Source organism: Streptomyces curacoi, assembly GCF_001513975.1.
Classification (GTDB): Bacteria; Actinomycetota; Actinomycetes; order Streptomycetales; family Streptomycetaceae; genus Streptomyces; species Streptomyces curacoi.
The window spans coordinates 589,195-615,814 of the sequence record NZ_KQ947986.1; the positions used below are offsets into that span (position 1 = coordinate 589,195).

Consider the following 26,620-nt stretch of genomic DNA (forward strand, 5'->3'; position numbering starts at 1 on the left):
TGGAGGTGCGCATGCGCCGCGTCCGTTACACGTCCACCGGTGGCCCCCTGTTCCTGGAGGAGGCCCCCGTCCCCGTGCCGGGCCCCGGCGAACTCCTCGTACGCTGCGAGGCGATCGGCGTCACGCTCCCCGTCGTCCGCAAGGTCACCGAGGCCGCCGAGGCCGTTCCGCTGGGCGGTGAGATCGCGGGCGAGGTCGTGGCCGTGGGCGGCGCAGTCACCCGCTTCGGCGCCGGCGACCGCGTGACCGGCCTGTGCTTCGGGCACGGATACGCCGACTACGCGCTCCTGCACGAGGCCATGGCCTCCCCCGTTCCCGGCACAGCCACCGCCACCGACGCGGTCGCCCTGGTCCGCAGCGGCCTGGTCGCGCTCGGCGCACTGGAGGCCGCCCGGCCGGGGCAGGGAGAGGCGGCACTGGTCACGGGGGCGGCGAGCGGTGTCGGACATCTCGCCGTGCAGCTCGCGCGGGTGCGGGGGGCGGGGCGGGTCGTGGGTGCCGTGTCCGATGCGGCCAAGGCGGACTTCGTGCGTTCGGTCGGCGCCGATGACGTGGTCGTGTACACGGACGGCGGTTGGGGCGATCCCGTCGACTACGTCCTCGACGCAGTCGGCGGCGATCTGCTCGGGCCGGGCCTTGCCGCGCTCGCCCCGGGCGGGCGGCTCGTGGCGTACAGCTCGGGCGGCGGGACGATCCAGGCGTACGACCTGCTCGTGGGCGGCAAGTCCGTCATCGGGTTCCAGATGGCGCGGATCGCCCGCGGGGAGCCGGAGTTGTACGAACAGTGGCGTCAGGAGCTGTGGAAGCTGTTCGCCGAGGGTGCCGTGCAGCCCGTCGTGCACGGGGAGTTCGCGTTGGAGGAGGCGGCCGTGGCGCATGCGGCGATCGAGTCGCGGGTCAACAGAGGGAAGGTGGTACTCCGTCCGTGACGTGACACGTGCACGCTTCTTGTGATGTGTGCGACAGCCCAACTAACGTCTGTGATGCGCACTTTGGACGTGGGATGTCCGAATGTTCAGATGCCTGGACCTGTGCCCCCAGACGATGAAGGGCGGGCCGCACCATGCCGTCAAGAGTTCGCGCACGTCTCAGAGCTGTTCTCGTCGCGGCCGTCGCCACCATGGCGACGGCCGCGGCTTTGAGTCCGGCGCAGTCCCAACCCACCGACCGCGCGCCGCTGTTCGAGCAGCAGGTCCTCTTCCGGGCCGGCCAGGACCCCGGGTACGCCTGCTTCCGTATCCCGGCGATCGTGAAGACGACGGACGGCACGTTGCTCGCCTTCGCCGAGGGGCGGGTGCTCAACTGCGGTGACGCCGCCGACATCGACATCGTGCTGAAACGGTCGACCGACGGCGGCCGTACCTGGGGCCCGCTGCAGGTCGTCAACGAGGGCGACGGGGACACCCACGGCAACCCGGCACCCATCGTCGACCGGAAGACCGGCCGCATCCTGCTGGCGGAGACGTACAACACGGGCCGCACGGACAGCGGGAACTGCTCCGTTCCCTGTGATCGCACCCCGCACCTGCAGTACAGCGACGACGACGGCCTGACCTGGTCCGAGCCGCGCGACCTGAGCGACCAGATACTGCCCGCCCACTGGAACTCCTGGTACGCCACCGGCCCGGTGCACGGCATCCAGCTCACCCGGGGCAAACACGCCGGGCGCCTCGTGTTCGGCGTCAACACCGAGACCTGGGACGGCAGTCGGGTCACCGCCAACCACGCCGCCCTCATCGTCAGCGACGACGGCGGCGACACCTGGCGGATCGGCGCCACCGACTCCTGGCCCATCGCCGCCACCGACGGCACTTTCCGCCAGAAGCCGTCCGAGGTGACCCTCACCGAGCGCTCGGACGGCACGATCCTGATCAGCGGCCGGGAACAGGACGGCACCGACCTCGGGCACCGCGCGCAGACGTACAGCCGGGACGGCGGCGACAGCTTCACCGGCCCGTTCCGTGCCCTGCCGGACCTCTACACGCCCCAGGTCCAGGGCGCCACGCTCCGCATGGGCAACCGCGTCCTGCTGTCCGCCCCCGCCGACCCCGACCGCCGCCGGACCATGATGATCCGGTCCTCCTGGAACGGCGGCGGCACCTGGGACAGCGTGGACCGCGGCAAGGTCGTCACCACGGACTGGTCGGGCTACTCCGACCTGGTGGGCATCGACGCCGGCACGGTGGGCCTGATGTACGAGGGCGGCGCCGTCGACGCACGCGACGAGATCCGCTTCGCCCGCTTCACCGAGGACTGGCTGGCCCCGCGCCGCGGCCCCGACCCGACCACCCCCGACCTCGCCCCGGGCGCACCCCGCGCCACCGTCCTCGGGGGCGCGGACACCACGGACGGCGTGTTCGGCGACGCCCTGGAGTTCGACGGCACGGACGACGCCGTACGGCTGCCGTACCGCTCGCGCCTTCCGCTCGGGACAGGGGACTTCACCGCCTCGCTCTTCTTCCGCTACTCCGCCGCCACGGGCGAGCAGCCGTTCCTGTGGATGGGCGGGATCGGCACCACCCAGCCCCAGATCTGGCTGCGCGGCGAGCCCGACAACGACCGGGTGCGCGCCCTGATCACCGCACGGGAGGGATTCCGTACCGTGCGCACCGCGTCCGTGTGGGCCACCGGCGCCCACAACGACGGCGAGTGGCACCACCTCGCCCTGCGACGCGGCGGCGGGCAGCTGACGCTGTTCCTCGACGGTACGGCGATCAGCACCGCGGACGTGGCCGGTTCCGTCAGCCGCAACTCGCCGTTCGGGGTGCACATCGGCCAGCGCATGGACAGCCGGGCCTTCCTCACCGGCGCGATCGACGACGTCCGGGTGTGGAACCGGGCGCTCGGTGACGCGGAGGTCGGCGCCGCGGCCCGAGCCACCACCCGGACGGCCACGGCCACCCGGGACACCGTCCTGTGGCTGCCCATGGACCAGGTGCGCCGAGGCCACTAACGTCACCGGCGTGCCCGACGACACACGAGCACGGCAGCGCACGGGAACCGGCCTCGGACTCCTGCTGGCCCTGGTTCTCGCGGCCGTGCTGCTCACCGCCCTCCCGGACGACGGCGAACGGGAGGGCGGCGGCACGTGCGCGCCGCGCACGGTCGCGTCCTGGTCGGCCGACGAGAGGCTCACCGCCGAGTTCGCCCGCTACGGCGACGATCCCACCCGGACCGACGACTGGACCGGCGGCGACGGCACCCATTCGGTGCGGCTGCCGGACGGCCGGGTGCTGTGGCTGTTCTCGGACACCTACCTCGGCCAGGTGCACGCCCCGCCCAACCCGTTCGGCGAGTCGCACACCTGGCGGGAGGCGACCGCTCCGCTGGTGCGCAACTCGGCGGTCGTCATGCGCGACGGACGCCTGGAGAGCACCCTGCCCGCCCCGCTCTTCCCCGACCCCGGCCCGGGCCAGTGGCGCTGGCCGGTCGCGGCCCGTGTCGAGCCCCGCTCCCCCGGCTCGTCCGAAAAGGTCCTGCGGGTGCTGCTGTGGGTGCGCACGGCCGGGCAGCCGCCCTGGATCTACGGTCTGCCCACCGCCACCGAGGTCGCCACGCTCTCCCTGCCCGAGCTGCGGGTCGAGTCGGTGGTGAAGGTCCTCGACCAGCAGCTGGTGCCGGACCCGTCCCGGCGGGTCCTGTTCGGTACGACGCTGGTCCGGGAGGGCGGCTGGACGTATGTCTTCGGGGGCGACGACGGTCAGGCCGCGTCCCGGCCGGCCTCGCACGCGTACGTCGCGCGGGTGCCGGAGGGCAGGCTCGCCGAGCCGGGTGCCTGGCGGTACTGGAACGGCTCCGCGTGGGCGAAGGCCGGGGCCCGCCCGCGCGCGGTGCTCGGGGACGGGCAGCGCGCGGGGGTGGGCAGCGCGTTCTCGGTGGTGCGCGTGCGGGGGACGTACGTTCTGTTCACGATGGCGGCGGGGACCAAGGGGCTGACCACCGTCACGTCGTACTGGGCCTGCTCGCCGGCCGGACCGTGGCACGGGCCGACGAAGGACTTCAGCCCGTCGCTGCCGCAGGGCGCCCAGGTCGCCGCCTACAACCCGCAGACGCATCCCGAGCTGAGCGACCGGGGACGCCTCGTCCTGAGCTATGACGTCAACTGGCTGGAGACGGCCGGCGCGGCGGCGCAGCTCAGCCGGAACGTGTCCCTGTACCGACCGCGGTTCGTGACGCTGCGGCTGGCGCCGCCACGGTGACCGTCTCGTCGGTGTCGCGGGCGCGGCGCTTGGCGATGACCGCGCAGACCATCAGCTGCATCTGGTGGAAGAGCATCAGCGGCAGCACGGCCAGCGAGGCCTGCGCGCCGAACAGGACGCTCGCCATGGGCAGGCCGGCGGCGAGGGACTTCTTGGAGCCCGCGAACTGGATGGCGATGCGGTCCTCCCGGCTGAACCGCAGCGCCTTGGCGCCGTACCAGGTCAGGGCGAGCATCACGGCCAGCAGCACCGCCTCGACGGCGAGCAGGCCGGCCAGCCGGACGGGGCTCACCTGGTGCCAGATGCCCTGGACCATGCCCTCGCTGAACGCGGTGTAGACGACCAGCAGGATCGAGCCGCGGTCGACGAGGCCGAGGACCTTCTTGTGCCGGGTGACGAAGCCGCCGATCCAGCGGCGCAGGGCCTGCCCGGCGAGGAAGGGCACCAGCAGCTGCAGCACGATCTTCAGCAGCGAGTCGGCGGAGAAGCCGCCGGCGCTGGAGCCGAGCACGGCCGCCGCGAGGAGCGGGGTGACGACGATGCCGACCAGGGAGGAGAAGGAGCCCGCGCAGATGGCGGCGGGCACGTTGCCGCGGGCCATGGAGGTGAAGGCGATCGACGACTGGATGGTCGACGGGACCAGGGTGAGGAAGAGCAGGCCCTGGTAGAGCGGGTGCGTCAGGAACACCGGGACGAGGCCGCGGGCGGCCAGTCCCAGCAGTGGGAAGACGACGAAGGTGCAGGCCAGGACGGTGACGTGGAGCCGCCAGTGCTTCAGTCCGTCCAGCGCCTCACGAGTGGAAAGGCGGGCGCCGTAGAGGAAGAAGAGGAAGGCGATCGCGGCTGTGGAGGCGCCGGACACCACGTCGGAGGCCGTCCCGCGCGCCGGGAGGAGGGCGGCGAGCCCCACGGTCCCGAGCAGCAGCAGGATGTACGGGTCGATCGGCATCCAACGCGGCCATTGCAGGCGTTTCACTGTGCTCCACTACTTCGCTGTCGTACTGCGCTGTTGCTTGCTGGACTTCCGGTTCCGGGCATGGACGTGCCCTCTCCATCGTCCTCCGCCCGCCAGCGATCGGGAATCCGGCATACCACTCTGACTGTCATCACGATCGGCGATAACCTGCGGGCGTGTACGACCCCTCGCACCTGCGTACGTTCCTCGCGGTGGCCCAGACGCTGAGCTTCACGCAGGCCGCCCGGCGTCTCGGCCTGCGTCAGTCGACGGTCAGCCAGCACGTACGGCGTCTGGAGGACGCCACCGGGCGGCCGCTGTTCACCCGGGACACGCACTCCGTGGAGCTGACCGAGGACGGCGAGGCGATGCTCGGCTTCGCGCGCCGGATCCTGGAGGTGCACGAGCAGGCGACGGCGTTCTTCACCGGCACCCGGCTGCGCGGCAGGCTCCGCTTCGGCGCCTCCGAGGACTTCGTCCTGACCCGCCTGCCGGAGATCCTGGAGGGCTTCCGCTACGACCACCCCGAGGTCGACCTGGAGCTCACCGTCGAGCTCTCCGGCACCCTGCACGAGCAGCTGGCCGCCGGAAAGCTGGACCTGGTGCTGGCCAAGCGGCGTCCCGAGGATCCACGGGGCGAGCTGGTCTGGCACGACCGGCTGGTGTGGATCGGCGCGGAGCGGCTCCGCCCGGAGCCGGATCGTCCAGTGCCGCTGATCGTCTACCCGCCGCCGGGCATCACCCGGGCCCTTGCGTTGGAGGCGCTGGAGAGACAGGGGCGTGAGTGGCGGATCGTGTGTACCAGTGGCAGCCTCAACGGGCTGATCGCGGCGGCACGGGCGGGGCTCGGAGTCATGGCGCACTCGCGGGGGCTGATTCCGCCGGGGCTGGTGCGGGTGCCCGAGCGGTTCGGGTTGCCGGAACTCGGGCGGGTCGACTTCGTCCTGGTGCACGGGCGACGCCATACGGCCGCGCAGGGGGCGGCGGACGCGTTGGCGACGGCGATCCTGGCGGGCGGGGACCGGTTGCACCGGCGCCAGGCGTGAGCGCACGCGCGGCGGAGCCGCACATGGCGGGCGGTGCGGTGAACACCTTCCGGCAGCTCGGGGTACGCGCTGGGTATCGCTCTGTGGGGCACGGTGCTGACCGCGCGGATGCGGGACCCGCTGCCGCAGGAGGCGGCGCACGCCCTGGCCGGCGGTGGCGCCGGTGCGCTGCGGGAGGTGTTCGGCGAAGGCACGCTGCGGGCCGCCTTCGCCGCCGGGCTCGACTCGGTGTCGGTCGCGGCGGGATCGACGGCGGTGGTATCCGCGGTGCCGGTGCTCGCCCTGGTCAGGAAGCCCACGCAGAAGACCGGGCAGAAGACCGGGCAGAAGACCGGGCAGAAGATCGGAGTGACAGGTTCGGCCTCTCGCGCGCTGACAGAGGAGAGGACGGCGTCCCGGGGATGACATGATCGACAGGACCCGGGGCGGGTAATCGGGTCGTACAGATTCGGTGGAGATTACGGGTCCGAAACTTACTCAACCGTCAGTTTTCTGTCCGACCCTTCCCCATGTGAGCGCATTTTCCCGCGCTGACCAGTGCGTACCTGAGCACCGCTCGAATTCCGCCCCCTCCCGCCCCAACGGCGGGTGGGGTAGCTTTCACGGCGCTGCGCTGAGCGTCAGGCGAGGCATTCGGAGCGGGGAGCGGGGTTTGCGCGAGTTCACCAACCCTCCGTTGGCATTGGCGCCGCCGGTGGGCGGCCTGGCCGACGTCGTCTTCCAGCATGCCCAGGAGGACCCGCTGCATGTCGCCCTCGGCCGCAAGGACGACAGCGGCCAGTGGCGGGACGTGACCGCCGCCGAGTTCCGGGACGAGGTGCTCGCCCTGGCCAAGGGCTTGCTCGCCCGGGGCATCCGGTTCGGCGACCGGGTCGCGATCATGGCCCGTACCCGGTACGAGTGGACGCTCTTCGACTACGCGCTGTGGTCCATCGGCGCCCAGGTCGTGCCGATCTACCCCACCTCCTCGGCCGAGCAGTGCTTCTGGACGCTGTACGACGCCGAGTGCTCGGCGGCGATCGTGGAGCACGAGGACCACGCGATGACGATCGCCACGGTCATCGACCGGCTGCCCCGGCTGCACCAGCTGTGGCAGCTCGACGCGGGCGCGGTGCAGGAGCTGTACGACGCCGGCGCCCACCTCGACGACGAGGTGGTGCACCGCCACCGCCAGGCGGTCACCCCCGACTCCATCGCGACGATCATCTACACCTCGGGCACGACGGGGCGCCCCAAGGGCTGTGTCATCTCGCACGGCAACTTCATGTACGAGGCGGACACCGTCATCGAGCGCTGGGAGCCGGTGTTCCACTCCAAGAAGGGCGACGAGGCGGCGACCCTGCTGTTCCTGCCGCTCGCGCATGTCTTCGGGCGGATGGTGCAGGTCGCCGCGATCCGCGGCAAGGTCCGCTTCGGCCACCAGCCGCAGATGAACGCGGCCGCCCTGCTGCCGGACCTGGCCGCGTTCAAGCCGACGTTCTTCCTCGCCGTGCCGTACATCTTCGAGAAGGTCTTCAACGCCGCCCGCCGCAAGGCCGAGAAGGAGGGCCGGGCCGGCGCCTTCGAGAAGGCCGTCGAGGTAGCCGTGAAGTACGCGGACGCCATGGAGGCCAAGGCGTGGGGCATCGGCCCCGGCCCGTCGGCCGGTCTGCGGATGCAGCACCAGCTCTTCGACAAGCTCGTCTACGCCAAGATGCGGGCCGCGATGGGCGGCCGTATCCGGCAGGCGATGACCGGCGGTTCGGCGATGGACCGGCGCCTGGGCCTGTTCTTCGCGGGCGCCGGCGTCCATGTCTACGAGGGGTACGGCCTCACCGAGTCCACGGCGGCGGCGACCGCCAACCCGCCCTATCGCACCCGCTACGGCACCGTCGGCCAGCCCATCCCGGGCATGACCGTGCACATCGCGGACGACGGCGAGATCTGGCTGCGCGGCGCCAACATCTTCCAGGGCTACCTCAACAACCAGAAGGCCACGGACGAGGCCCTGCACGACGGCTGGCTGGCCACCGGCGACCTGGGCGCGCTGGACGAGGACGGCTACCTCACCATCACCGGCCGCAAGAAGGAGATCCTCGTCACATCGGGCGGCAAGAGCGTCTCACCGGGCGTGCTGGAGGAACGTGTCCGCGACCATCCCCTGGTCGCCCAGTGCATCGTCGTCGGCAACGACCGCCCGTACATCGCGGCCCTGGTCACGCTCGACCAGGAGGCCGTCGAGCACTGGCTGATGATGCGCGACAAACCGCAGATGACACCGGCCCAGCTGGTGCGCGACCCGGATCTGGAGACCGAGGTGCGGCGCGCGGTCGTCGCCGCCAACACCCTGGTCTCCCAGGCCGAGTCGATCCGTACGTTCCGGATCCTCGCCCAGCCGTTCACCGAGGAGCACGGACTGCTCACGCCGTCGCTGAAGCTGAAGCGGAAGGCGATCGAGAACGCCTACGCCAACGAGGTCGAGGCGCTGTACCGGGCCTGAGGCCCGGCTTGCGCGGCCCCGGGCGGATCCGTTCCGGCGGATTCCGCGGTCAGGAATGCATCGCGGCTCGTGATCGTTGACGATGGGAGTACCACCTGACGGCAACCGTAAGGATCAACAGCTCGTGAGCAGCAAGGTCCCCCCGATCATCCTCAACAACGGCGTCGAGATGCCCCAACTCGGCTTCGGTGTCTGGCAGGTGCCTGACGCCGAGGCGCAGCAGGCGGTCGGCACGGCGCTGGAGGCCGGGTACCGCAGCATCGACACAGCGGCGTTCTACGGCAACGAAGAGGGCACCGGCAAGGCCATCGCCTCCTCCGGCATCCCTCGCGAGGACATCTTCGTCACCACCAAGCTCTGGAACGACGACCACGGCTACGACGCCGCGCTGCGTGCCTTCGACGTGTCGCTGGGGAAGCTGGGTCTGGACTACGTCGACCTGTACCTCATCCACTGGCCGCTGCCGGCCCTGGACAAGTACGTCGACACGTACAGGGCGCTGGAGAAGCTGCACGCCGACGGCCGTGTCCGCGCGATCGGCGTCTCCAACTTCCTTCCTGAGCACCTTCAGCGGCTGACCGGTGAGACGTCCGTCATTCCGGCGGTCAACCAGATCGAGCTGCACCCGCATCTGCAGCAGCACACCTCCCGCGAGTACCACGCCGAGCAGGGCATCGCCACCGAGGCCTGGTCGCCGCTCGGCCAGGGCAAGGGACTGCTGGAGGTCCCGGCGATCGTCGCCATCGCGCAGAAGCACGGCCGCACGCCGGCCCAGATCGTGCTGCGCTGGCACCTCCAGCTGGGCAACATCGTGATCCCGAAGTCCGTGACGCCGGCGCGGATCAAGGAGAACATCGACGTCTTCGACTTCAGCCTGGACGCCGAGGACCTGGCGGCGATCAGCGCGCTGAACGAGGACCGGCGGATCGGTCCGGACCCGGCGACGTTGTCCTGACGCCCGCTTCGGCACGGCCGTCCGCCCGCCGCTCGGCTGCCGAGCGGCGGGCGGAGGCGTACGGAGGGCCGGCACACGGGCCGGCTTCCGTGCGAGGAGGCTCAGTCACCGTGCACGTCGGAGAAGACGACCTCGAACTCCTCCAGCCCGGTCACCGTCGCATGCGCCTTGGCCGTGCCCTCGTGCCGGATCGACGCCGCGCCCGCGCGGGACGCCTCGAAGGAGGCATGGTCGACGAAGACGACGCCGACGAGCCCGCGGCCCCGCTCCCGGTCGACCAGCAGGGACGCCCTGGCCAGCCCCGCGACGGTGTCGAGCCGGGGCAGCACCGTGGCCTGGAAGGTCTCGGTGAGCAGGTCCGTGTCCGCGGGGTCGAACTCCAGCCTGGTGAGCCGTAGTCCGCCGCCCTGCTGGGGCTGCCGCACCGGATGGAACACCACCACCTCGTAGTTGTCGACCGCCAGTGTCGCCGCGAACGGTTCCAGGAGCGCCGCCCGCCGCTCGCGCAGCACCTCGTCGCTGTTGCGCCGGGCCTCCTCGGACTCCCACCAGCTCGCCGCCAGCAGTTTGCCGACCGTCCGGTCCACGAACACCCCCGAGCCGCGGTATCCGGGCCGGTCCTCCAGCAGGTCCCGCCCCTGTGTGTTGAGTGCCCTGATGGCCGTGTCGATCTTCGTGGGATCGCCGGTCGCGTAGACGGCGCGTACGAACATGACACCTCCCACAAGCCGAGCAATATCCGAAATCTTCGGCACGTCCAGTGTTCTACCGGGGTCATGGCGCCGCAATCAGCACGCAAAGCCCGAGGTCACGCGCACTTTCTTGACGTGGCTGCGCACGGGGGTGCGGCGTGAGGTAAGGAAGCTTTCCTGACAGACATCGGCGCCCTTCGGCGCGGCTTCAGTTGGGCTGTCCGAGCGGTCGTACGACGACGGTGTTGACGTCCACGCCGGCGGGCTGCCGGACGGCCCACACGACCGAGTCGGCGATCTGGTCGGCGGTCAGCAGATGCCCCGGCGGCAGGCTGCCGTAACTGTCCCAGAACGGTGTCTCCACCCGGCCCGGCGCGATGTGGGTCACGCCGATGCCCCAGTCGGTCACCTGCCGCCGGGTGTTCTCGGCGAGCCCGGTCACCGCCCACTTCGTCGCCCCGTAGAGGTTGCCCGGCCCGGGCACGAACCCGGCGACACTGCCGACCAGCACGATCCGGCCCCGGGTCTCCCTCAGGGCGTCGACGGAGGCGCGGATGAGGAGGGCCGGGCCGAGGACGTTGGTCAGCACCATCTCGGTCCAGCCGGCCGGGTCGCCCTCGGCGACCGTGTCGTGGGTGGCGAAACCGGCGTTGGCGACCACGGTGTCCAGTCGGCCGTATGCCTTCAGTGTCGTGTCGACGGCCGCCTGTACGTCGCCGTACTCGGCCGCGTTCCCGGCGATCGTCAACAGAGCGTCCGGATCGCCCAGTTCCGCGGCGAAACCGCGCAGCCGCGCCTCGCTCCGGCCGGTGACGGTGACCCGGTACCCGGCGGCCAGCAGCTGCCGCGCGACCGCGGCGCCGATGCCGCTGCCACCTCCGGTGATGAGTGCGACCGGAGAAGCGGTCGTGGTCGAGCCGGTCATGGTGATCCCCCTGTGTCTCGTTCGGACGAGGGGGAGTCCATCACTTGGAGAGCTCTCGAAGTCAAGCCCCGATCGGCGCGGCCGGGTCACCGTGTACGCGCGGCCGCTACTTCGTCCGGACCGCCGTGTACACCGTCTGCACCGCCAGGACGAAGACGTCCGGCCGGTGGTGCACGCTCGCCTTGTCGTCCGGGTCGAGGAGGCGGTCGAGGGCCGCACGGTCGTCGGCGTCGAGGTGGTCGCCGACGCCCTCGCGGATGCGGGTCAGCGACGCGACGACGTAGGCGCGGGCGCGGTCCGTGGTCGGGGCGGGCAGGTCCAGGAGGAAGCTGCGGGTGCCGCTGGGCCGCAGGCCGGCGGCGGTGAGCAGCGCGGGCCAGTCCTCGGTCTCGGCGACCGAGCCGGGCAGGTCCGCCCGCATCGCGGCGAACCACTCCGCCTCCAGCGCGTCTAGGCGCGCCTGCAGCCCGGGGCGCCCGAAGCCGATGTCGCGGGGGAGGAAGCGAGCCGGCAGGCCACCTTCCTGCAGGGCCAGCGTGCCGCCGGGTGCGAGGCGGTCGGCGAAGGCGGCGAGGGCGGCGCGCTGGTCGCCGAGGTGGTGCAGGCTGCGGCCGGCCCACAGCAGATCGGCGGGGTAGTCCAGGTCGCCGAGGACGTCCGGGAGTTCACCGGCGAGCGTGCTGAAGCGGTCGGCGACGCCGAGCCGCTCCGCCCGTGCCCGGGCTCGCTGGAGCAGCGGTTCGGATCCGTCGACGGCGACGACACGCGCGCCGGGGAAGGTGTCGGCGAGCAGACAGGCGATGACGCCGGGCCCGCTGCCCGCGTCGACGATCAGCCCCGGCTCGGTCTGCCGCTTGGCCAGCCAGGCCATGGTGTGCTCGTACAGGGGCGTGAACAGCTCCGCCTGCGCCTCCAGCAGCGGGGCCATCTCGTTCCAGTCGATGTCGGTGTGGTCGTGGTGGTGGTGCTGGTGCTGGTGCTGCCGGTGGTTGTCGTCGTGCGCCATGGTGGTCAGCCTCTCGTCCGGATGCCGCCAGCGTGCGCCGACGCACCGCCGAGGGGCCACTGTCCTTGCCGTTGCGGCAAAAACAGCGACCCCCGAGCGGTGGGTTCAGCGGGTCAGGACAGCGGCGGGTACGCGTTGCGCATCAGCTGCTGGAACTGCGCCGAGAACCAGTGACCGGACAGCGGGGCGTCCGGCAGGGCGCCCGACATGTTGAACCCGTTGCGGGCGTTGCCCTCGTACGTCGGGTCGCACATGCGGTCGAAGCCCTTGCCCTCGTCGTTCGGGATCTCCTTGCTGGCACCGTCGGACTCACCCGGCGGCTTCATCCAGACGTACGCGTCGATCCCGGCCGCCGGATTGGCCTGCGGGCGCTCGCCGAGGCCGGCGCCGGACTGGTTGCACCAGTTGCCGACGTGGATACGGCGGTCGTAGCGGCCGCCGTTGACGTAGGCGTTCACGTCCGTCATCGGGCCGGGGCCGGCGGGCCGGGCGGTGCCGCCCCAGCCGTTGCGGGAGGTGTCGATCAGCATGCCGATGCCGGAGTTGAAGCCGCTCGTGACCAGCTGCTGGCGGAAGGCCTGCGCGAAGGACAGCTCGTCGACGTACCGGTTCCAGTCGACCCAGCTCGACTCGCGGACCGACTTGCCGCCCACGGAGTCGTTGATGCCGAAGTTGTTCTCCTTCAGGGCGCTGTAGTTGGCCGTGTTGGTGATGAAGCCGTGCACGTCGTTGACGGTGGCGCCCTCGGTGGTGGCCGCCTCCTTCATCAGGGTGGCGCTGGCGGCGAAGTTGTCGTCCCAGCCGATCCAGCCGTGGTGGCCGGCGTCGATGTAGTTGTAGACGTTGGGCGCGTCGCCGAGCTTGTTCAGGGCGTAGCCGACGCCCTTCTGGTAGTTGCCGTTGGCCTTCATCACGTCGCACTGCGGGGTGGCCGTGGGACGGCTCCCGGTGTTGGTGACGAGGTTGGGCAGCGAGTCGATCTCGATGGTGTTCACGATCCGCAGCGAGGCGTACTTCGGGTCGGCGAGGATCGCGGCGATCGGGTCGATGTACTCGGTCTTGTACCGGTTGATCTCCGTCGGGCCGAGTTCGCCGTTGGAGGCCAGCGCGGCGCAGTCGCGGCCCGGCAGGTTGTAGATCACCAGCTGGATGACGAGCTCGCCGGAGCCCTTCTGGCGCAGCGCCTCGTCGAGGTGGGCGCGCAGGCCCATGCCGCCGTTGACGCCGTTGATGGCGGCGATGCGGTCCAGCCACACGCCGGTCGGCTGGTTGGCGATCCGGCTGCCGCCCGGCTCGGCGGCGGCCTTCGCGGACCACTCCGGGTTCACATAGACCTTGGCGCCGGAGTACGGGTTGTCGACCTTGGGACCGGTCGGGTCCGGCGGATCCGTCGGGCCGCCACCGCCGTCGTCGACGTTGCAGGTCACGCCGTTGAGCGTGAAGGTGGCCGGGATGGCGTTGGTGCCGCTGTAGGTGGCCTGGAAGCCGAAGCTGACCGAGCCGCCGGTCGCGAGGGTGCCGTTGTAGGACTCGTTGGCGGCGGTGACGGCCGCGCCGCTCTGGCCGATCTTGGCATTCCAGCCGTTGGTGATCTTCTGGTTTCCGGCGTACGACCACTGCACCGACCAGTTGGACTTGGCGGCGCCCTGGTTGGTGACCGTCACGGCGGCGGTGAAGCCGGTGCCCCACTGGTTCTGCACCTTGTAGTCGACGGTGCAGGGCACGGCGGCGGTGCCGACTCCCCCGGGGTCCGCGGCGAGCGCGGTCCCCGAGGCCCCGGCGACCAGCGCCAGGGCGGCGAGTATCGCTGTTCTGGTACGACTCATGAGTGCGGGTTTCCTTCTCGGTTGCGGGTGTTGACCGTTGAACTCGGTTGCGGGTGCTGTTCGTTGAGGCTCGGTTGCGGGTGTCATCCGTCGAGGGCGCGCAGGTGGTCGCGCAGCCCGATGCCGTACGCCGTGGGCGTACCGTCGTAACTGGAGATCAGGGCGGGACCGGAGGAGCAGTTGCAGGTGTTCCAGGTCCAGCCCAGGTAGGACAGGTCCCGGTCCTCGAACCACTTCATGACGCGGTCGACGAAGGAGTGCGCGCAGGTGTTCTCACCGATCTCCCCGGCCACCAGCGGCACCTGGGCCGCGACGGGGGCGAGGCTGGAGTTCCAGCAGCTCTCGTTCGCGCAGGCGTTGAAGTTGTAGACGTGCCAGGCGGCGGCGAGATTGCCCGCCGGGTCGGTCGGCCGGTACGTCAGCCCCTGGCTCAGGTCGTTCGAGTACGCGAGCCCGCCGAGCAGGACGGCGCCTATATAATGGGCGCCGGCGTACTCGGGCTTGATGTGGGGCAGCCCGAGCCGGCACTCCTCGTTGAGCGGGATGCGGACGGTGTTGACGTTCCAGTCGGCGATCGCCTCGACCGAGGCGTCGTCGACGGGACCGTCCCAGATGCCGTTGCCCTGGACGCACGCGAACTCGCCGCCGGAACGGTTGACGCCGAGCAGACGACGGGTGGTGCCGTCGGCGTCCACGAGCTTGTTCCCGGAGGCGCGCAGGGCCGGCACCGTACCGTCACCCGGGCCCGGCGGATCGGTCGGTGTCGGCTCAGCGGCGACGTTGCAGGTGGTGCCGTTGAGCCTGAACGCCGCCTGTGCGGCGTTGCCCCCCGACAAGGACGCGATGAACCCGGCACTGACGCTCCCGCCGGTGCCGAGCGCGCCGTTCCAGTTCTCGTCGGCCGCGGTCACCGTCGTACCGGACTGGGACCACTTTCCGCCGTCCCACGGACTGGTGACGGAGTACTCCACCGTGCACGCGGGTGTGGCTCCCTGCGCCGTGACCACCGGCACCGTCACGGCCGCGACGAGGGCGACCGCGCCGGTGACGGCTAAAAGTACTGAACGCGGGGGGTGTCGCATGAGCGACTCCTTGCAGATCAGCGCGTCGTGACGGACGCGTCGACTGATGGAATCGCTCCCACTGGTGTCAATGAAGCTAGCGCCAAGCGACGGTAAAGAACAGAGGAGTTACTGACTTTCGCTCAACTGAACCCGTCGAATCTTTTCGACTCTTCAAGCACCTTGACCCCCTGCACACCCGTCCTCACTATGGGAGCGCTCCCACTGGTTCAAGCCTTGACTTCTCCGAGCCCCAAGGAGGAACCAGCACGTGCATCCCCCACGCAGACGCAGAGCCGTACGACGGCTGTGGACCGCCGTCGTCGCGACCCTGGCGCTTCCCTTGACCATGTTGAGTACGGGTTCAACTCCCGCGCAGGCGGCGGCACCTCAGTGCAGTGTCGACTACAAGACCAATGACTGGGGCTCCGGTTTCACCGCGGATCTGACGATCACCAACCGCGGCACGCAGGTCATCGACGGCTGGACCCTGACCTACAGCTACTCGGGCAACCAGAAGCTCAGCAACGGCTGGAACGGCACCTGGTCGCAGTCCGGCCAGTCGATCACCGTGAAGGACGCCGGCTACAACGGCCGGATCGCCGCCGGAGCCGCCGTGTCGACCGGCGCGCAGTTCACCTACAGCGGCTCCAACGCCGCCCCGGCGAACTTCGCCGTCAACGGCACGACCTGCACCGGCGCCCACCAACCCCCCATCACCGTGCTGACCAGCCCGGCGGCGGGCGCCGTCTACACGCAGGGCGACGCGGTCCCGCTCGCGGCCACCGCCGCGGCCGCGGACAACGCCACCATCAGCAAGGTCGAGTTCTACGACGACACCAGGCTGCTGGGCACGGACACGACCGCGCCGTACTCGCTCTCGGTCTCCAGCCTGCCCGTGGGCAGTCATTCGCTGCTCGCGAAGGCGTACGACAGCCTCGGCGCCTCCGCGGAGTCCACGCCGGTCGGCATCACGGTCGCCTCGGGTCCCGCGGTGGTGGCCTCGGTGACCCAACTGGCCGTCCAGGCGGGCAAGTCGGGCTCGTACGACGTGAAGCTGTCGACCCAGCCGTCCGCGAACGTGACCGTGACGACCGCCCGGACCGGTGGCAACTCCGGCCTGTCGGTGACCGGCGGCGCCTCGCTCACCTTCACCCCCTCGAACTGGAACACCGCCCAGAAGGTGACCGTCACCGCCGACAGCTCCGGCACCGGCGCGGCGACCTTCGAGTCCACGGCCACCGGCCATGTGAAGGCCGCGGTGACGGTGACCCAGATCGCGGCGACGAAGGCGTTCGACGCCCGGTTCCTGGAGCTGTACGGCAAGATCACCAACCCGGCGAACGGCTACTTCTCCCCCGAGGGCATCCCCTACCACTCGGTCGAGACGCTGATCGTCGAGGCGCCGGACCACGGCCATGAGACCACGTCCGAGGCCTACAGCTACCTTCTCTGGCTGCAGGCGATGTACGGCAAGGTCACGGGCGACTGGTCCAAGTTCAACGGGGCCTGGGAGATCATGGAGAAGTACATGATCCCGACCCACGCCGACCAGCCGACCAACTCCTTCTACAACGCCTCCAAGCCGGCGACGTACGCGCCCGAGCTGGACACGCCGGGCGAGTACCCGGCGAAGCTCGACACCGGGGTCTCGGTCGGCCGGGACCCGATCGCGGCCGAGCTGAAGAGCGCGTACGGCACGGACGACGTCTACGGCATGCACTGGCTGCAGGACGTCGACAACGTCTACGGCTTCGGCAACTCGCCCGGCAAGTGCGAGGCCGGACCGGGCGACACCGGACCGTCGTACATCAACACCTTCCAGCGCGGCGCGCAGGAGTCGGTGTGGGAGACGGTGCCGCAGCCGACCTGCGACCAGTTCAAGTACGGCGGCAAGAACGGCTACCTGGACCTGTTCACCGGTGACGCCTCCTACGCCAAGCAGTGGAAGTTCACCAACGCCCCGGACGCCGACGCCCGTGCGGTGCAGGCCGCGTACTGGGCCGACAAGTGGGCCGACGCGCAGGGCAAGGGCGGCGAGATCTCCGCGACCGTGGCCAAGGCCGCGAAGATGGGCGACTACCTGCGCTACGCGATGTACGACAAGTACTTCAAGAAGATCGGCAACTGTGTGGGCGCCTCGTCCTGCCCGGCCGGCACCGGCAAGGACGCCTCGCACTACCTGCTCTCCTGGTACTACGCGTGGGGCGGTGCCACCGACACCTCGGCGGGCTGGGCCTGGCGCATCGGCTCCAGCCACGCGCACGGCGGCTACCAGAACCCGATGGCCGCGTACGCCCTGGCCAACTACGCCGATCTGAAGCCGAAGTCGGCGACGGGGCAGGCGGACTGGGCCAAGTCCCTGGAGCGGCAGATCGAGTTCTACCGCTGGCTGCAGTCCAGCGAGGGCGCGATCGCGGGCGGTGCGACCAACAGCTGGGCGGGCCGGTACGCGACTCCGCCGGCCGGCAAGTCGACCTTCTACGGCATGTACTACGACCAGCAGCCCGTCTACCACGACCCGCCGTCCAACCAGTGGTTCGGCTTCCAGGCGTGGTCGATGGAGCGGGTGGCCGAGTACTACCAGCAGACGGGGAACGCGGCCGCGAAGGCGGTCCTGGACAAGTGGGTCGACTGGGCGCTGGCCCACACCACCGTCAACCCCGACGGCACCTTCCGGTTCCCGTCGACGCTCCAGTGGTCGGGCCAGCCCGACACCTGGAACCCGTCGAGCCCGGGTGCGAACAACGGGCTGCATGTCACCGTCGCCGACTACACCAACGACGTCGGTGTGGCGGCCGCGTACGCCAAGACCCTGACGTACTACGCCGACCGCTCCGGTGACACGCAGGCCGCCGCCACGGCCAAGGCGCTCCTCGACGGCATGTGGAACAACCACCAGGACGCCCTGGGCATCGCCGTCCCGGAGACCCGCGCCGACTACAACCGCTTCGACGACCCGGTCCACATCCCGAGCGGCTGGACCGGCACCATGCCGAACGGTGACGCGATCAACTCGTCGTCGACCTTCGACTCGATCCGCTCGTTCTACGAGGACGACCCGGCCTGGTCGAAGATCGAGGCGTATCTCGCGGGCGGTGCGGCACCGTCGTTCACGTATCACCGGTTCTGGGCCCAGGCGGACATCGCCTTGGCCATGGGTTCGTACGCGGAGCTTCTCGAATAGTCCCCGCCGAGCGCTCCGCGGGTTGGGCAGTGACTCGTCTGCGGGTCCGTTGTGGCTGGTCGCGCAGTTCCCCGCGCCCCTAAAACCAGGGCGTGGCAGGTCACGGCGTTTCCTCGGAACCGCTTGAAGGCTCCTCGTACGTGGTCTCGTCACCTGACGGCGAGGCCGACCTGCCGGGCGGCCCCCTCCCGCACTGGGGGCCGCCCGGTCGTCGCGCGTTCCTCTCTCAGGAAGGACCCCACCGTGCGAAGAACCCGCATCCTCACCGCCGCGCTGGCCCTCGCCGCCGGGCTGCTCGCGGGCACCCCGCCCGTACTGGCCGCCGAGAGTGTCTCGAAGGACGTGTCGATCAGCGCCGACACCTACACCTGGAAGAACGCCCGCATCGACGGCGGCGGTTTCGTCCCCGGCATCGTCTTCAACCGCAAGGAGAAGAACCTCGCCTACGCCCGCACGGACATCGGCGGCGCCTACCGCTGGCAGGAGTCGACGAAGACGTGGACGCCGCTGCTGGACTCGGTGGGCTGGGACGACTGGGGGCACACGGGCGTGGTGAGCCTGGCCTCCGACCCGGTGGACCCGAACAAGGTGTACGCGGCGGTCGGGACCTACACCAACAGCTGGGACCCGAAGAACGGTGCCGTCATGCGCTCCTCGGACCGGGGCGCCACCTGGCAGAAGACGAACCTGCCGTTCAAGCTGGGCGGCAACATGCCCGGCCGCGGCATGGGCGAGCGCCTCGCCGTCGACCCGAACAGGAACAGCGTGCTGTATCTGGGCGCGCCCAGCGGCAAGGGGCTGTGGCGGTCGACGGACTCCGGGGTGACCTGGTCGCAGGTGGCGAACTTCCCCAACGTCGGCAACTACGTGCAGGATCCGAGCGACACCAGCGGCTACGCCAGCGACAACCAGGGCATCGTCTGGGTCACCTTCGACGAGTCCACGGGGACGTCCGGGAACGCCACGAAGACGATCTACGTCGGGGTCGCCGACAAGGACAACGCGGTGTACCGGTCGACGGACGCGGGCGCGACCTGGTCGCGGGTCGCCGGGCAGCCGACCGGCCATCTCGCGCACAAGGGCGTGCTGGACGCCACCAACGGCTACCTCTACCTCGCCTACAGCGACAAGGGCGGGCCGTACGACGGCGGCAAGGGCCGGCTGTGGCGGTACGCGACCGCGACCGGCACCTGGACCGACATCAGCCCGGTGGCGGAGGCCGACACCTACTACGGCTTCAGCGGACTGACCGTCGACCGGCAGAAGCCCGGCACGGTGATGGCGACGGCGTACAGCTCCTGGTGGCCGGACACCCAGATCTTCCGCTCGACGGACAGCGGCGGCACCTGGACGAAGGCGTGGGACTACACGTCGTATCCCAACCGGGAGAACCGCTACACGATGGATGTCTCGTCCTCGCCGTGGCTGACGTGGGGCGCGAACCCGTCGCCGCCCGAGCAGACTCCGAAGCTCGGCTGGATGACGGAGGCGCTGGAGATCGACCCGTTCGACTCCAACCGGATGATGTACGGCACGGGCGCGACGATCTACGGCACCGAGAACCTCACGAACTGGGACAGCGGCAGCAAGTTCGCCATCAGGCCGATGGTGCAGGGCCTGGAGGAGACCGCGGTCAACGACCTCGCCTCTCCCCCGTCCGGCGCACCGCTCCTGAGCGCCCTCGGTGACATCGGCGGCTTCCGGCACACGGACCTCACCAAGGTGCCGTCGATGATGTTCACGCAGCCGAACTTCACCACGACCACGAGCCTGGACTTCGCCGAGGCCACCCCGAACACGGTCGTGCGGGTGGGCAACCTGGACTCGGGGCCGCACATCGCCTTCTCCACGGACAACGGCGCCAACTGGTTCGCGGGCAGCGACCCTTCGGGTGTCAGCGGCGGCGGTACGGTCGCGGCGGCGGCGGACGGCAGCCGGTTCGTGTGGAGCCCCGCCGGTACGGGTGTGCAGTACACGACCGGGTTCGGCAACTCCTGGTCGGCGTCGAGCGGCATTCCGGGGGGCGCGATCGTCGAGTCCGACCGGGTCGACCCGAAGGTCTTCTACGGCTTCAAGTCCGGGAAGTTCTACGTCAGTACGGACGGCGGGGCGACCTTCACCGCGTCCTCGGCGACGGGACTGCCGAGCGGTGACAGCGTCCGCTTCAAGGCGTTGCCCGGGGTGAAGGGTGACGTCTGGCTGGCGGGCGGTGCGACGGACGGTGCGTACGGGCTGTGGCACTCGACCGACGGCGGGGCCGGCTTCACGAAGCTCTCGAACGTCGAGCAGGCCGACACGATCGGCTTCGGCAAGGCGGCGACGGGAGCCTCGTACCAGACGCTGTACACCAGCGCGAAGATCGGCGGCGTGCGCGGCATCTTCCGGTCGACGGACAAGGGCGCGACCTGGACCCGCATCAACGACGACGCCCACCAGTGGGGTTGGACGGGTGCGGCGGTCACGGGTGACCCGCGGGTGTACGGGCGGGTGTACGTGGCGACCAACGGGCGCGGCGTCATCTACGGCGACACGTCCGACGCCGGCGGCGGGGGCGGCGGCGGTGGAACCGACCCCACACCGACTCCGACGGGCGCCTGCATGGTGACGTACAAGATCACCAATCAGTGGTCGGGCGGCTTCCAGGCCGACGTGCAGGTGTCCAACACGGGCAAGAGCGCCTGGAACGGCTGGTCACTCGGGTGGTCCTTCGCGGACGGACAGCGCATCACGCAGATGTGGAACGCCGAGCACACGCAGTCGGGCTCGGCGGTGACCGCGAAGAACGTCGGCTGGAACGGCACTGTGGCGGCCGGCTCGTCCGTGAGCTTCGGATTCACGGGCAACTGGTCGGGGGCGAACACGAAACCGGCCGCGTTCAAGCTGGGTGACCAGAGCTGCACCGTGAGTTGAGCGGGCCCGAGGGCGCGTGCCGGCGACGGCACGCGCCCTCGCTGCTCTCCTACAGCTTCCACTCCCCGATCTGCTCCGCGAAGCCCGAGTCCATCCCGAACGTGACGGTGGCCGGCTTCGACGCCTTCGGCACCTCGAACACGATCCAGCCGAGCGCCTTCCCGCCGGGCTTGAGCCGGACATCCGAACCCATCGACGGGCCGGCCGTGATGTCGGCGATGACGGTCCCGAACTGCTGGCCCTGGTCGTCGGCCATCTTCGCCCCGTTCATGGGGGCGTCGGAGTAGACCTTGGTGCCGGTGTTGAGGAGCTGGAACTGCACGCCGATCCAGCGCTTGCCGTCTTCGGGGGCGAAGAACTCGTCGCTGGACTTGGCGTTGTCGACGACCTTGACGACGGTCACGTCCAGTTCGCTGCCCGCCTCCATACCCTTGAGGCCGAGCGTGTCGCCGACCTTGGCGACCTCGGGCGCGGCACTGGTCTGCTCGGCGGCGGGCTCCTTGTCCTTGCCGGAGCCGCTGTCGGCGTCGGCGGAGGCCTTCGCCTTCGGCTTGTCGACGATCTCGTCGCCGGAGCCGGAGCCACAGGCGGTCAGGCCGATCGCGGCGACGACGGCGGCCGCGGTGGCGGCGAGGCGTATGCGGGTGTGGCGGAACATGGTCTCCCCAGGTTTCGGTGGTACGCACGTGAAGGACTGGTGGAGAACCCGCATGGTTGTACGCATCATCAAAAAAATTCGGGAGCAACAGGCAACCTGGCAGCCCGTTATGACGTCCGGGCTGCCAGGCGGGACGAGCCGGTCGCCGACGCTCAGGGCGTGAACACGGTCGGCCGGGGCGCCGTCGCCATGCCGTTGCCGATAAAGAAGCTCGGGTGGGGTGGCTGGTTGTACGCCGTGTTCTGCCAGGCGAGGGCCACGCGGTACATCGTGTCGTGCAGCAGGGTCGTGATCTTCGTGCTCGTCTCGTACGGCGTGGAGTAGATCCGCAGCGCCGTGTTGTTCGACGTCGGCCAGATGACCTCCTCGCGCCAGTCGCCGAGGATGTCGCCGGACAGGGACGGCGTCGCCTTGGAGCCGTTGTTGGAGTGGACCGACGCGCCCGTCAGCAGGCGGGTGTCGCCGGAGGTGCCGTACTTGTCGATACGGGTGCCGTCCAGGAGTTCGCGGACGGGGTCGCCGTCCCACCAGGACAGGAAGTTGATGCTGGACGGCTCCCGGCCGAGGGAGCCGCCGGTCGCCGAGCGCAGGGTGGTGTCGGAGGCGGACCACGCCTCGGCGCCCGCGCTGCCGGCGTGGATGTCGGCGGCGACGCCGCGGCCGTTGTCGGCGCCCGAGGCCGTCTGCCACAGGATCTGGCCGGTACGCGCGTCGGCCATCCAGGAGCCGGGCTTGCTGGAGTCCTCCGAGACCTTGAAGTACTCCAGGCCTGCGCGGGACGGGTTGAGGTCCCCGACGTGACCCGCGTCGCCGTGGCCCAGCCTGGTGGTCCACAGCCCCGAGCCGTTGTCGTCCACGGTCATGGCGCCGTAGACGATCTCGTCCCTGCCGTCGCCGTCGACGTCCGCCACGGACAGGCTGTGGTTGCCCTGGCCGTCGTACCCCTTGCCGCTGTTGGTGGAGGAGTTGGTGTCGAAGGTCCAGCGGCGGGTGAACTGGCCGCCGCGCCAGTCCCACGCCGCGATCACGGTCCGGGTGTAGTAGCCGCGCGCCATGATCAGCGACGGACGGGAGCCGTCCAGGTACGCGGTGCCCGCGAGGAAGCGGTCCACGCGGTTGCCGTAGGAGTCGCCCCACGACGAGACGGTGCCGCGGGCCGGTACGTAGTCCACGCTCTGCATGGCCTTGCCGGTCTGGCCGTTGAACATGGTCAGGTACTCGGGGCCGGTCAGGATGTAGCCGGAGGAGTTGCGGTGGTCGGCGGACGAACTGCCGATGACCGCGCCGGTGCCGTCCCGCGTGCCGTCGGCCGTCTTCATGGCAACCTCGGCCTTGCCGTCGCCGTCGTAGTCGTAGACCTGGAACTGCGTGTAGTGCGCGCCGGAGCGGATGTTGCGGCCCAGGTCGATACGCCACAGCCGGGTGCCGTCGAGCTTGACGCCGTCGACGATCGTGTTGCCGGTGTAGCCGGACTGGGAGTTGTCCTTGGCGTTGGTGGGCTGCCACTTGAGGACGATGTCGAGGGCGCCGTCGCCGTCGAGGTCGCCGACGGAGGCGTCGTTGGCCTCGTAGGTGTAGGCGACCCCGTCGGGGGTCGTGCCGCCGGCCGGCGGGCTGATCGGGACGTCCTTGTACCCCGTGCGGAACTGGACGGCGTGCTCGGAGTCGGCCTGCTCCACGCCGTTCACGATCGTGCGGACGGTGTAGTCGGCCTGCTCGGGCGCGCCGGAGTGGAAGTAGTTCGTGGTGCCGGTGATCGGGGTGGAGTTGACCTTCGTACCGGCCCGGTAGACGTTGAAGGAGACGTCGTTGGGGTCGGTGCCGAGCCAGCGCCAGCTGACCAGGTTGCCGCCGGCCGTGTGGACGCTGACCACACCCCGGTTCAGTTTCTCGACCTGGCGGGCGGTGGCCGCCTCGGCGACGCCGGCGCCGTTCAGCGTGGTGAGTCCGGCGCCGGCCAGGGCGGCGACGGCGACGGTCGCCAAGAGGGCGGCCCGGCGTCTACGGTGCTTGCGCGGGTGCTGCACGTGACGTACCTCCTCGGGAGGACGGACGGGTTCCGCTCCCTCGGTCGCCGCCGTGCGCCCCGAAGTTGCCGTATCTTTCGGCCAGTTCGGCCACCGTGCGGGCTATCCTCTCGCGCAGCTCGGGCGGTTGGAGCACTTCGATGCCGGTGCCCAGCCGCAGGAACTCGGCGTGGGCGTGGTCGACGGACTCGATGGGAACGGTGACCCGGGTCCAGCCGTCCTGCTCCCTACGGTGGTCGGCCGCCCGGTCGAGGGTCACTCCGGGAGCCAGCCGCACCACCGCCTGCGCGCGGTGCAACCGGTCGTGGAAGTCGCGCTGGTACGCCGTCCAGTACGCGGCCAGGTCGAAGTCGTCGGGGCGGGTGAACTCCTCCTCGCCGACGGCCAGTCGAAGGATCTGGTCGACGCGGTACGTACGCGGTCCGGGGCCCGCGACCACGTACCAACGGCCTGCTTTGAGGACGAGTCCGTACGGCTCCAGGCGGCGCTCCACGTCGGTGGGCTCACGCCAGCGGCGGTACAGCACGTGCAGGACGCGGCTGTTCCAGACGGCGTCCGCCACGGCGGGCAGATGCGGTGTCTCGTCGGCGTCGGCGTACCAGCCGGGCGCGTCGAGGTGGAAGCGGTCGCTGATCCGGTCGGCGTGGACGCGCAGTTCCGGCGGCAGGGCGGCCCGGACCTTGAGCTGGGCGGCGGCCAGCACGGAGCCCAGGCCCAGCTGGGTGGCGGGGCCGGGGGCGCCGGCCAGGAAGAGGGCCTCGGCCTCGCCGGCGGTGAGTCCGGTGAGGCGGGTGCGGTAGCCGTCGAGGAGGCGGTAGCCACCGGCGTGGCCCGCGTCGCCGTACAGCGGGACGCCGGCCGCGCTCAGCGCCTCGACGTCCCGGTAGACCGTGCGCACCGACACCTCCAGCTCCTCGGCGAGCTGGGCGGCGGTCATCCGGCCGCGGGTCTGGAGCAGCAGGAGGAGGGAGACGAGTCGACTGGACTTCACTGACACAGGATGTCAGGGGACCGCCTCTAACGTCCTGCCATGCCCTTCAGCGAGAAACTGCTGACCGTGCCCCCGCCCATCGAGGTGGCCGGGCGGCACGTCAAGCGCTACCACGTCACCGCCGACCCCGCGGGCATCGCGCCCGAGGTCGAGAAAGCGGCGTACGAGATCCTGCCGGACCTGCTGCCGGAGCCGGACGGCACGCCCCCGGCGACCTTCGTCGTGCTGCACCGGGGCGGCGACGACGGCGCCTACCTGAACGCCTACAGCTGGGTGTGGGACAACGTCCTGCACTTCAAGGGCGCCGCGGCGGGCCAGCCGGTGCTGGGCTGCCCGGACCGCGACCCGACCCACTTCGTCACCCCCGACCTGCCGTGGATCGGCTGCGTCTGGGAACTCCCGCCGATCCTGCACGAACGGGACGCCTGGGTACGGCACCTGCTCGCGCCCGAAGTCCCGGACCTCAAGGCCTACTTGGCCGACTCCCTACCCCCAGGAACCACTGGAGACCGCACATGAGCAGCCCGCACGACTTCGACTTCTTCCACGGCGAGTGGGAGGTCCTCAACCGCCGCCGCACCGACTTCCTCGACCCGGACAGCGGCTGGGAGGAGTTCCCTGCCACGAACCGCTGCCGGCCGCTGTTCGACGGCGCCGCCAATGTCGACGAGATCGACATGCCGCACCTGGGCTCGAAGGGGCTGACGCTGCGCCTGTTCGACCGGGAGACCGAGCGCTGGTCGCTGAACTGGTCCTCCAGCGCCAGCGGGAAGCTGTTCCCGCCCGTCATCGGCCGGTTCGAGGACGGACGCGGGGAGTTCTACGGCGACGACACACACGACGGCAAGGACGTGCGGGTGCGGTTCGTGTGGTCGGGCGTCTCCGCGACGTCGGCCCGCTGGGAGCAGGCGTTCTCCGTCGACGACGGACGGACCTGGCTGACCAACTGGACCATGGACTTCACCCGGCCTTCCGGAACGCCCGCAGGGTGAACACCGGGTCGGGCCGGGGCAGGTCCTGGCCCGGCAGCTCGGCCAGACGGGCGGCGAACTCGTCGGCGAGCGGGTCGCCCGGCGGCAGGGTGACGAACCAGCCCCGGCGCAGGTCGGCGACCGTGCGGCGGGGGCTGCGGCCCTGACCCCGGCCGGTGAAGCGGGCCTGCCCGGCCGGGACCAGGCCGTGGCCGAGGGCGTACGACTCGACCAGCGCCGCCTCGTCCCGGGCGGGGCGGCGCGGGCGGGAGGCCAGGACGGCATCGATGTCACTGCCCACGTTGTGGGCGGCGGCCTTGTCGACCGTGGTGACATACACCCCGCCGGGCCGCAGCACCCGGGCACACTCACCGACGATGGTCCGTACGTCCTCGGCGGTCTGCGCCAGGTGCAGCAGCCACACGCTGCTGACGGCGTCGAACCGGCCGTCCCCGAACGGCAGCCGGCGGCTGTCGGCGCGCACGACGGCACCGGGCAGGCGCGCGGCGGCCTGCCGGGCCATCGCGGGCGCGAGATCGACGCCGGTCACGCGCAGGCCGTCCCGTGCGGCGAGCCGCCGCGTCACGATGCCGGTGCCACAGGCGACGTCGAGCAGGCGCCGGGTCCCGTCCGGCAGGAGGCCCAGCACGGCCTGCGCCGCGGCCGCCGCCCGGGGCTCGCCGCCGCGCGAGGCGTCGTAGCGCTCCGCCTCCTTGTCGTAGTCCAGCACGC

Annotated in this window: 21 protein-coding genes; 11 read left to right on the plus strand and 10 right to left on the minus strand. The window is 70.6% G+C overall.

The features are described 5' to 3' along the window. The first annotated feature begins 11 nt into the window (after positions 1-11). The 3 genes from AQI70_RS12285 (at position 12) to AQI70_RS12295 (ending at position 4,199) form a co-directional block, all read left to right on the plus strand. Entirely contained in the window at positions 12-929 is a 918-nt protein-coding gene (locus AQI70_RS12285; protein WP_062148332.1) for a quinone oxidoreductase family protein, read from the plus strand. A 134-nt stretch (positions 930-1,063) separates the two neighbouring features. Further along, the gene (locus tag AQI70_RS12290; protein ID WP_062147546.1) at positions 1,064-2,953 is read left to right on the plus strand and encodes a sialidase family protein; all 1,890 of its coding nucleotides are present in this window, start codon (positions 1,064-1,066) and stop codon (positions 2,951-2,953) included. Between the two features lie 10 nt (positions 2,954-2,963). Next, positions 2,964-4,199 (plus strand): DUF4185 domain-containing protein, encoded by a 1,236-nt coding sequence (locus AQI70_RS12295; protein ID WP_062147549.1) that lies wholly within the window; start codon positions 2,964-2,966, stop codon positions 4,197-4,199. Here the strand turns inward: AQI70_RS12295 and AQI70_RS12300 are convergent. Next, positions 4,135-5,148: a bile acid:sodium symporter family protein gene (locus AQI70_RS12300; RefSeq protein ID WP_062147552.1), complete on the minus strand. Its 1,014-nt coding sequence runs from the start codon at positions 5,146-5,148 to the stop codon at positions 4,135-4,137. The genes AQI70_RS12295 and AQI70_RS12300 overlap by 65 nt on opposite strands. A gap of 182 nt (positions 5,149-5,330) precedes the next feature. On the opposite strand from AQI70_RS12300, the gene AQI70_RS12305 reads away from it, so the two are divergent. The 4 genes from AQI70_RS12305 (at position 5,331) to AQI70_RS12320 (ending at position 9,634) form a co-directional block, all read left to right on the plus strand. After that, the gene (locus AQI70_RS12305) at positions 5,331-6,200 is read left to right on the plus strand and encodes a LysR substrate-binding domain-containing protein (protein WP_062147555.1); all 870 of its coding nucleotides are present in this window, start codon (positions 5,331-5,333) and stop codon (positions 6,198-6,200) included. Between the two features lie 93 nt (positions 6,201-6,293). Continuing rightward, a complete protein-coding gene (locus AQI70_RS39770) occupies positions 6,294-6,605 on the plus strand; it encodes a hypothetical protein (RefSeq protein ID WP_208607343.1) in 312 nt (103 codons plus the stop codon). Between the two features lie 247 nt (positions 6,606-6,852). Continuing rightward, the gene (locus AQI70_RS12315; RefSeq protein ID WP_062147560.1) at positions 6,853-8,679 is read left to right on the plus strand and encodes an AMP-dependent synthetase/ligase; all 1,827 of its coding nucleotides are present in this window, start codon (positions 6,853-6,855) and stop codon (positions 8,677-8,679) included. A 124-nt stretch (positions 8,680-8,803) separates the two neighbouring features. Further along, the gene (locus tag AQI70_RS12320; RefSeq protein ID WP_062147563.1) at positions 8,804-9,634 is read left to right on the plus strand and encodes an aldo/keto reductase; all 831 of its coding nucleotides are present in this window, start codon (positions 8,804-8,806) and stop codon (positions 9,632-9,634) included. A gap of 101 nt (positions 9,635-9,735) precedes the next feature. Here the strand turns inward: AQI70_RS12320 and AQI70_RS12325 are convergent, their stop codons facing one another. The 5 genes from AQI70_RS12325 to AQI70_RS12345 all read right to left on the minus strand — a co-directional run bounded on the left by AQI70_RS12325 (position 9,736) and on the right by AQI70_RS12345 (position 15,165). After that, a complete protein-coding gene (locus AQI70_RS12325) occupies positions 9,736-10,347 on the minus strand; it encodes a hypothetical protein (protein WP_062147566.1) in 612 nt (203 codons plus the stop codon). A 187-nt stretch (positions 10,348-10,534) separates the two neighbouring features. Beyond that, positions 10,535-11,251 (minus strand): SDR family oxidoreductase, encoded by a 717-nt coding sequence (locus AQI70_RS12330; protein WP_062147569.1) that lies wholly within the window; start codon positions 11,249-11,251, stop codon positions 10,535-10,537. A gap of 106 nt (positions 11,252-11,357) precedes the next feature. Further along, positions 11,358-12,257, minus strand: a complete 900-nt coding sequence (locus AQI70_RS12335; RefSeq protein ID WP_062147572.1) for a class I SAM-dependent methyltransferase — start codon at positions 12,255-12,257, stop codon at positions 11,358-11,360. Between the two features lie 113 nt (positions 12,258-12,370). Further along, entirely contained in the window at positions 12,371-14,083 is a 1,713-nt protein-coding gene (locus AQI70_RS12340; RefSeq protein ID WP_062147575.1) for a glycoside hydrolase family 6 protein, read from the minus strand. An 83-nt stretch (positions 14,084-14,166) separates the two neighbouring features. Continuing rightward, a complete protein-coding gene (locus AQI70_RS12345) occupies positions 14,167-15,165 on the minus strand; it encodes a cellulose binding domain-containing protein (RefSeq protein ID WP_208607344.1) in 999 nt (332 codons plus the stop codon). 250 nt (positions 15,166-15,415) lie between these two features. Between AQI70_RS12345 and AQI70_RS12350 the strand changes: the two genes are divergently transcribed. Next, positions 15,416-18,331: a glycoside hydrolase family 48 protein gene (locus tag AQI70_RS12350; RefSeq protein ID WP_062147578.1), complete on the plus strand. Its 2,916-nt coding sequence runs from the start codon at positions 15,416-15,418 to the stop codon at positions 18,329-18,331. A 243-nt stretch (positions 18,332-18,574) separates the two neighbouring features. Continuing rightward, a complete protein-coding gene (locus AQI70_RS12355; protein ID WP_062147581.1) occupies positions 18,575-21,241 on the plus strand; it encodes a cellulose binding domain-containing protein in 2,667 nt (888 codons plus the stop codon). Between the two features lie 49 nt (positions 21,242-21,290). Here the strand turns inward: AQI70_RS12355 and AQI70_RS12360 are convergent, their stop codons facing one another. The 3 genes from AQI70_RS12360 to AQI70_RS12370 form a co-directional block, all read right to left on the minus strand. Next, on the minus strand, positions 21,291-21,899 hold the full coding sequence (locus AQI70_RS12360) for a DUF4352 domain-containing protein (protein ID WP_062147584.1): 609 nt from the start codon (positions 21,897-21,899) through the stop codon (positions 21,291-21,293). 152 nt (positions 21,900-22,051) lie between these two features. Next, on the minus strand, positions 22,052-23,926 hold the full coding sequence (locus tag AQI70_RS12365) for a rhamnogalacturonan lyase (protein WP_062147586.1): 1,875 nt from the start codon (positions 23,924-23,926) through the stop codon (positions 22,052-22,054). Further along, positions 23,901-24,917: a helix-turn-helix transcriptional regulator gene (locus AQI70_RS12370; protein WP_062147589.1), complete on the minus strand. Its 1,017-nt coding sequence runs from the start codon at positions 24,915-24,917 to the stop codon at positions 23,901-23,903. The genes AQI70_RS12365 and AQI70_RS12370 overlap by 26 nt, the downstream gene beginning before the upstream one ends. A 39-nt stretch (positions 24,918-24,956) precedes the next feature. Between AQI70_RS12370 and AQI70_RS12375 the strand changes: the two genes are divergently transcribed. Further along, positions 24,957-25,436, plus strand: a complete 480-nt coding sequence (locus tag AQI70_RS12375; RefSeq protein WP_062147592.1) for a hypothetical protein — start codon at positions 24,957-24,959, stop codon at positions 25,434-25,436. Next, positions 25,433-25,909, plus strand: a complete 477-nt coding sequence (locus tag AQI70_RS12380) for a hypothetical protein (RefSeq protein WP_062147595.1) — start codon at positions 25,433-25,435, stop codon at positions 25,907-25,909. The genes AQI70_RS12375 and AQI70_RS12380 overlap by 4 nt, the downstream gene beginning before the upstream one ends. On the opposite strand, the gene AQI70_RS12385 is transcribed toward AQI70_RS12380, so the two are convergent. After that, the gene (locus tag AQI70_RS12385) at positions 25,878-26,618 is read right to left on the minus strand and encodes a class I SAM-dependent methyltransferase (protein ID WP_062147598.1); all 741 of its coding nucleotides are present in this window, start codon (positions 26,616-26,618) and stop codon (positions 25,878-25,880) included. The two genes, AQI70_RS12380 and AQI70_RS12385, sit on opposite strands and share 32 nt — an antisense overlap. Positions 26,619-26,620: the final 2 nt, after the last annotated feature.

Excerpts from the sequence above, each read along its gene's own strand:
- AQI70_RS12285 (WP_062148332.1), top strand. The coding sequence starts at position 12 with ATGCGCCGCGTCCGTTACACGTCCACCGGTGGCCCCCTGTTCCTGGAG.
- AQI70_RS12290 (WP_062147546.1), top strand. The coding sequence starts at position 1,064 with ATGCCGTCAAGAGTTCGCGCACGTCTCAGAGCTGTTCTCGTCGCGGCC.
- AQI70_RS12330 (WP_062147569.1), bottom strand. The coding sequence starts at position 11,251 with ATGACCGGCTCGACCACGACCGCTTCTCCGGTCGCACTCATCACCGGA.
- AQI70_RS12325 (WP_062147566.1), bottom strand. The coding sequence starts at position 10,347 with ATGTTCGTACGCGCCGTCTACGCGACCGGCGATCCCACGAAGATCGAC.
- AQI70_RS12360 (WP_062147584.1), bottom strand. The coding sequence starts at position 21,899 with ATGTTCCGCCACACCCGCATACGCCTCGCCGCCACCGCGGCCGCCGTC.
- AQI70_RS12345 (WP_208607344.1), bottom strand. The coding sequence starts at position 15,165 with ATGCGACACCCCCCGCGTTCAGTACTTTTAGCCGTCACCGGCGCGGTC.
- AQI70_RS12335 (WP_062147572.1), bottom strand. The coding sequence starts at position 12,257 with ATGGCGCACGACGACAACCACCGGCAGCACCAGCACCAGCACCACCAC.
- AQI70_RS12340 (WP_062147575.1), bottom strand. The coding sequence starts at position 14,083 with ATGAGTCGTACCAGAACAGCGATACTCGCCGCCCTGGCGCTGGTCGCC.
- AQI70_RS12375 (WP_062147592.1), top strand. The coding sequence starts at position 24,957 with ATGCCCTTCAGCGAGAAACTGCTGACCGTGCCCCCGCCCATCGAGGTG.
- AQI70_RS12380 (WP_062147595.1), top strand. The coding sequence starts at position 25,433 with ATGAGCAGCCCGCACGACTTCGACTTCTTCCACGGCGAGTGGGAGGTC.
- AQI70_RS12300 (WP_062147552.1), bottom strand. The coding sequence starts at position 5,148 with ATGCCGATCGACCCGTACATCCTGCTGCTGCTCGGGACCGTGGGGCTC.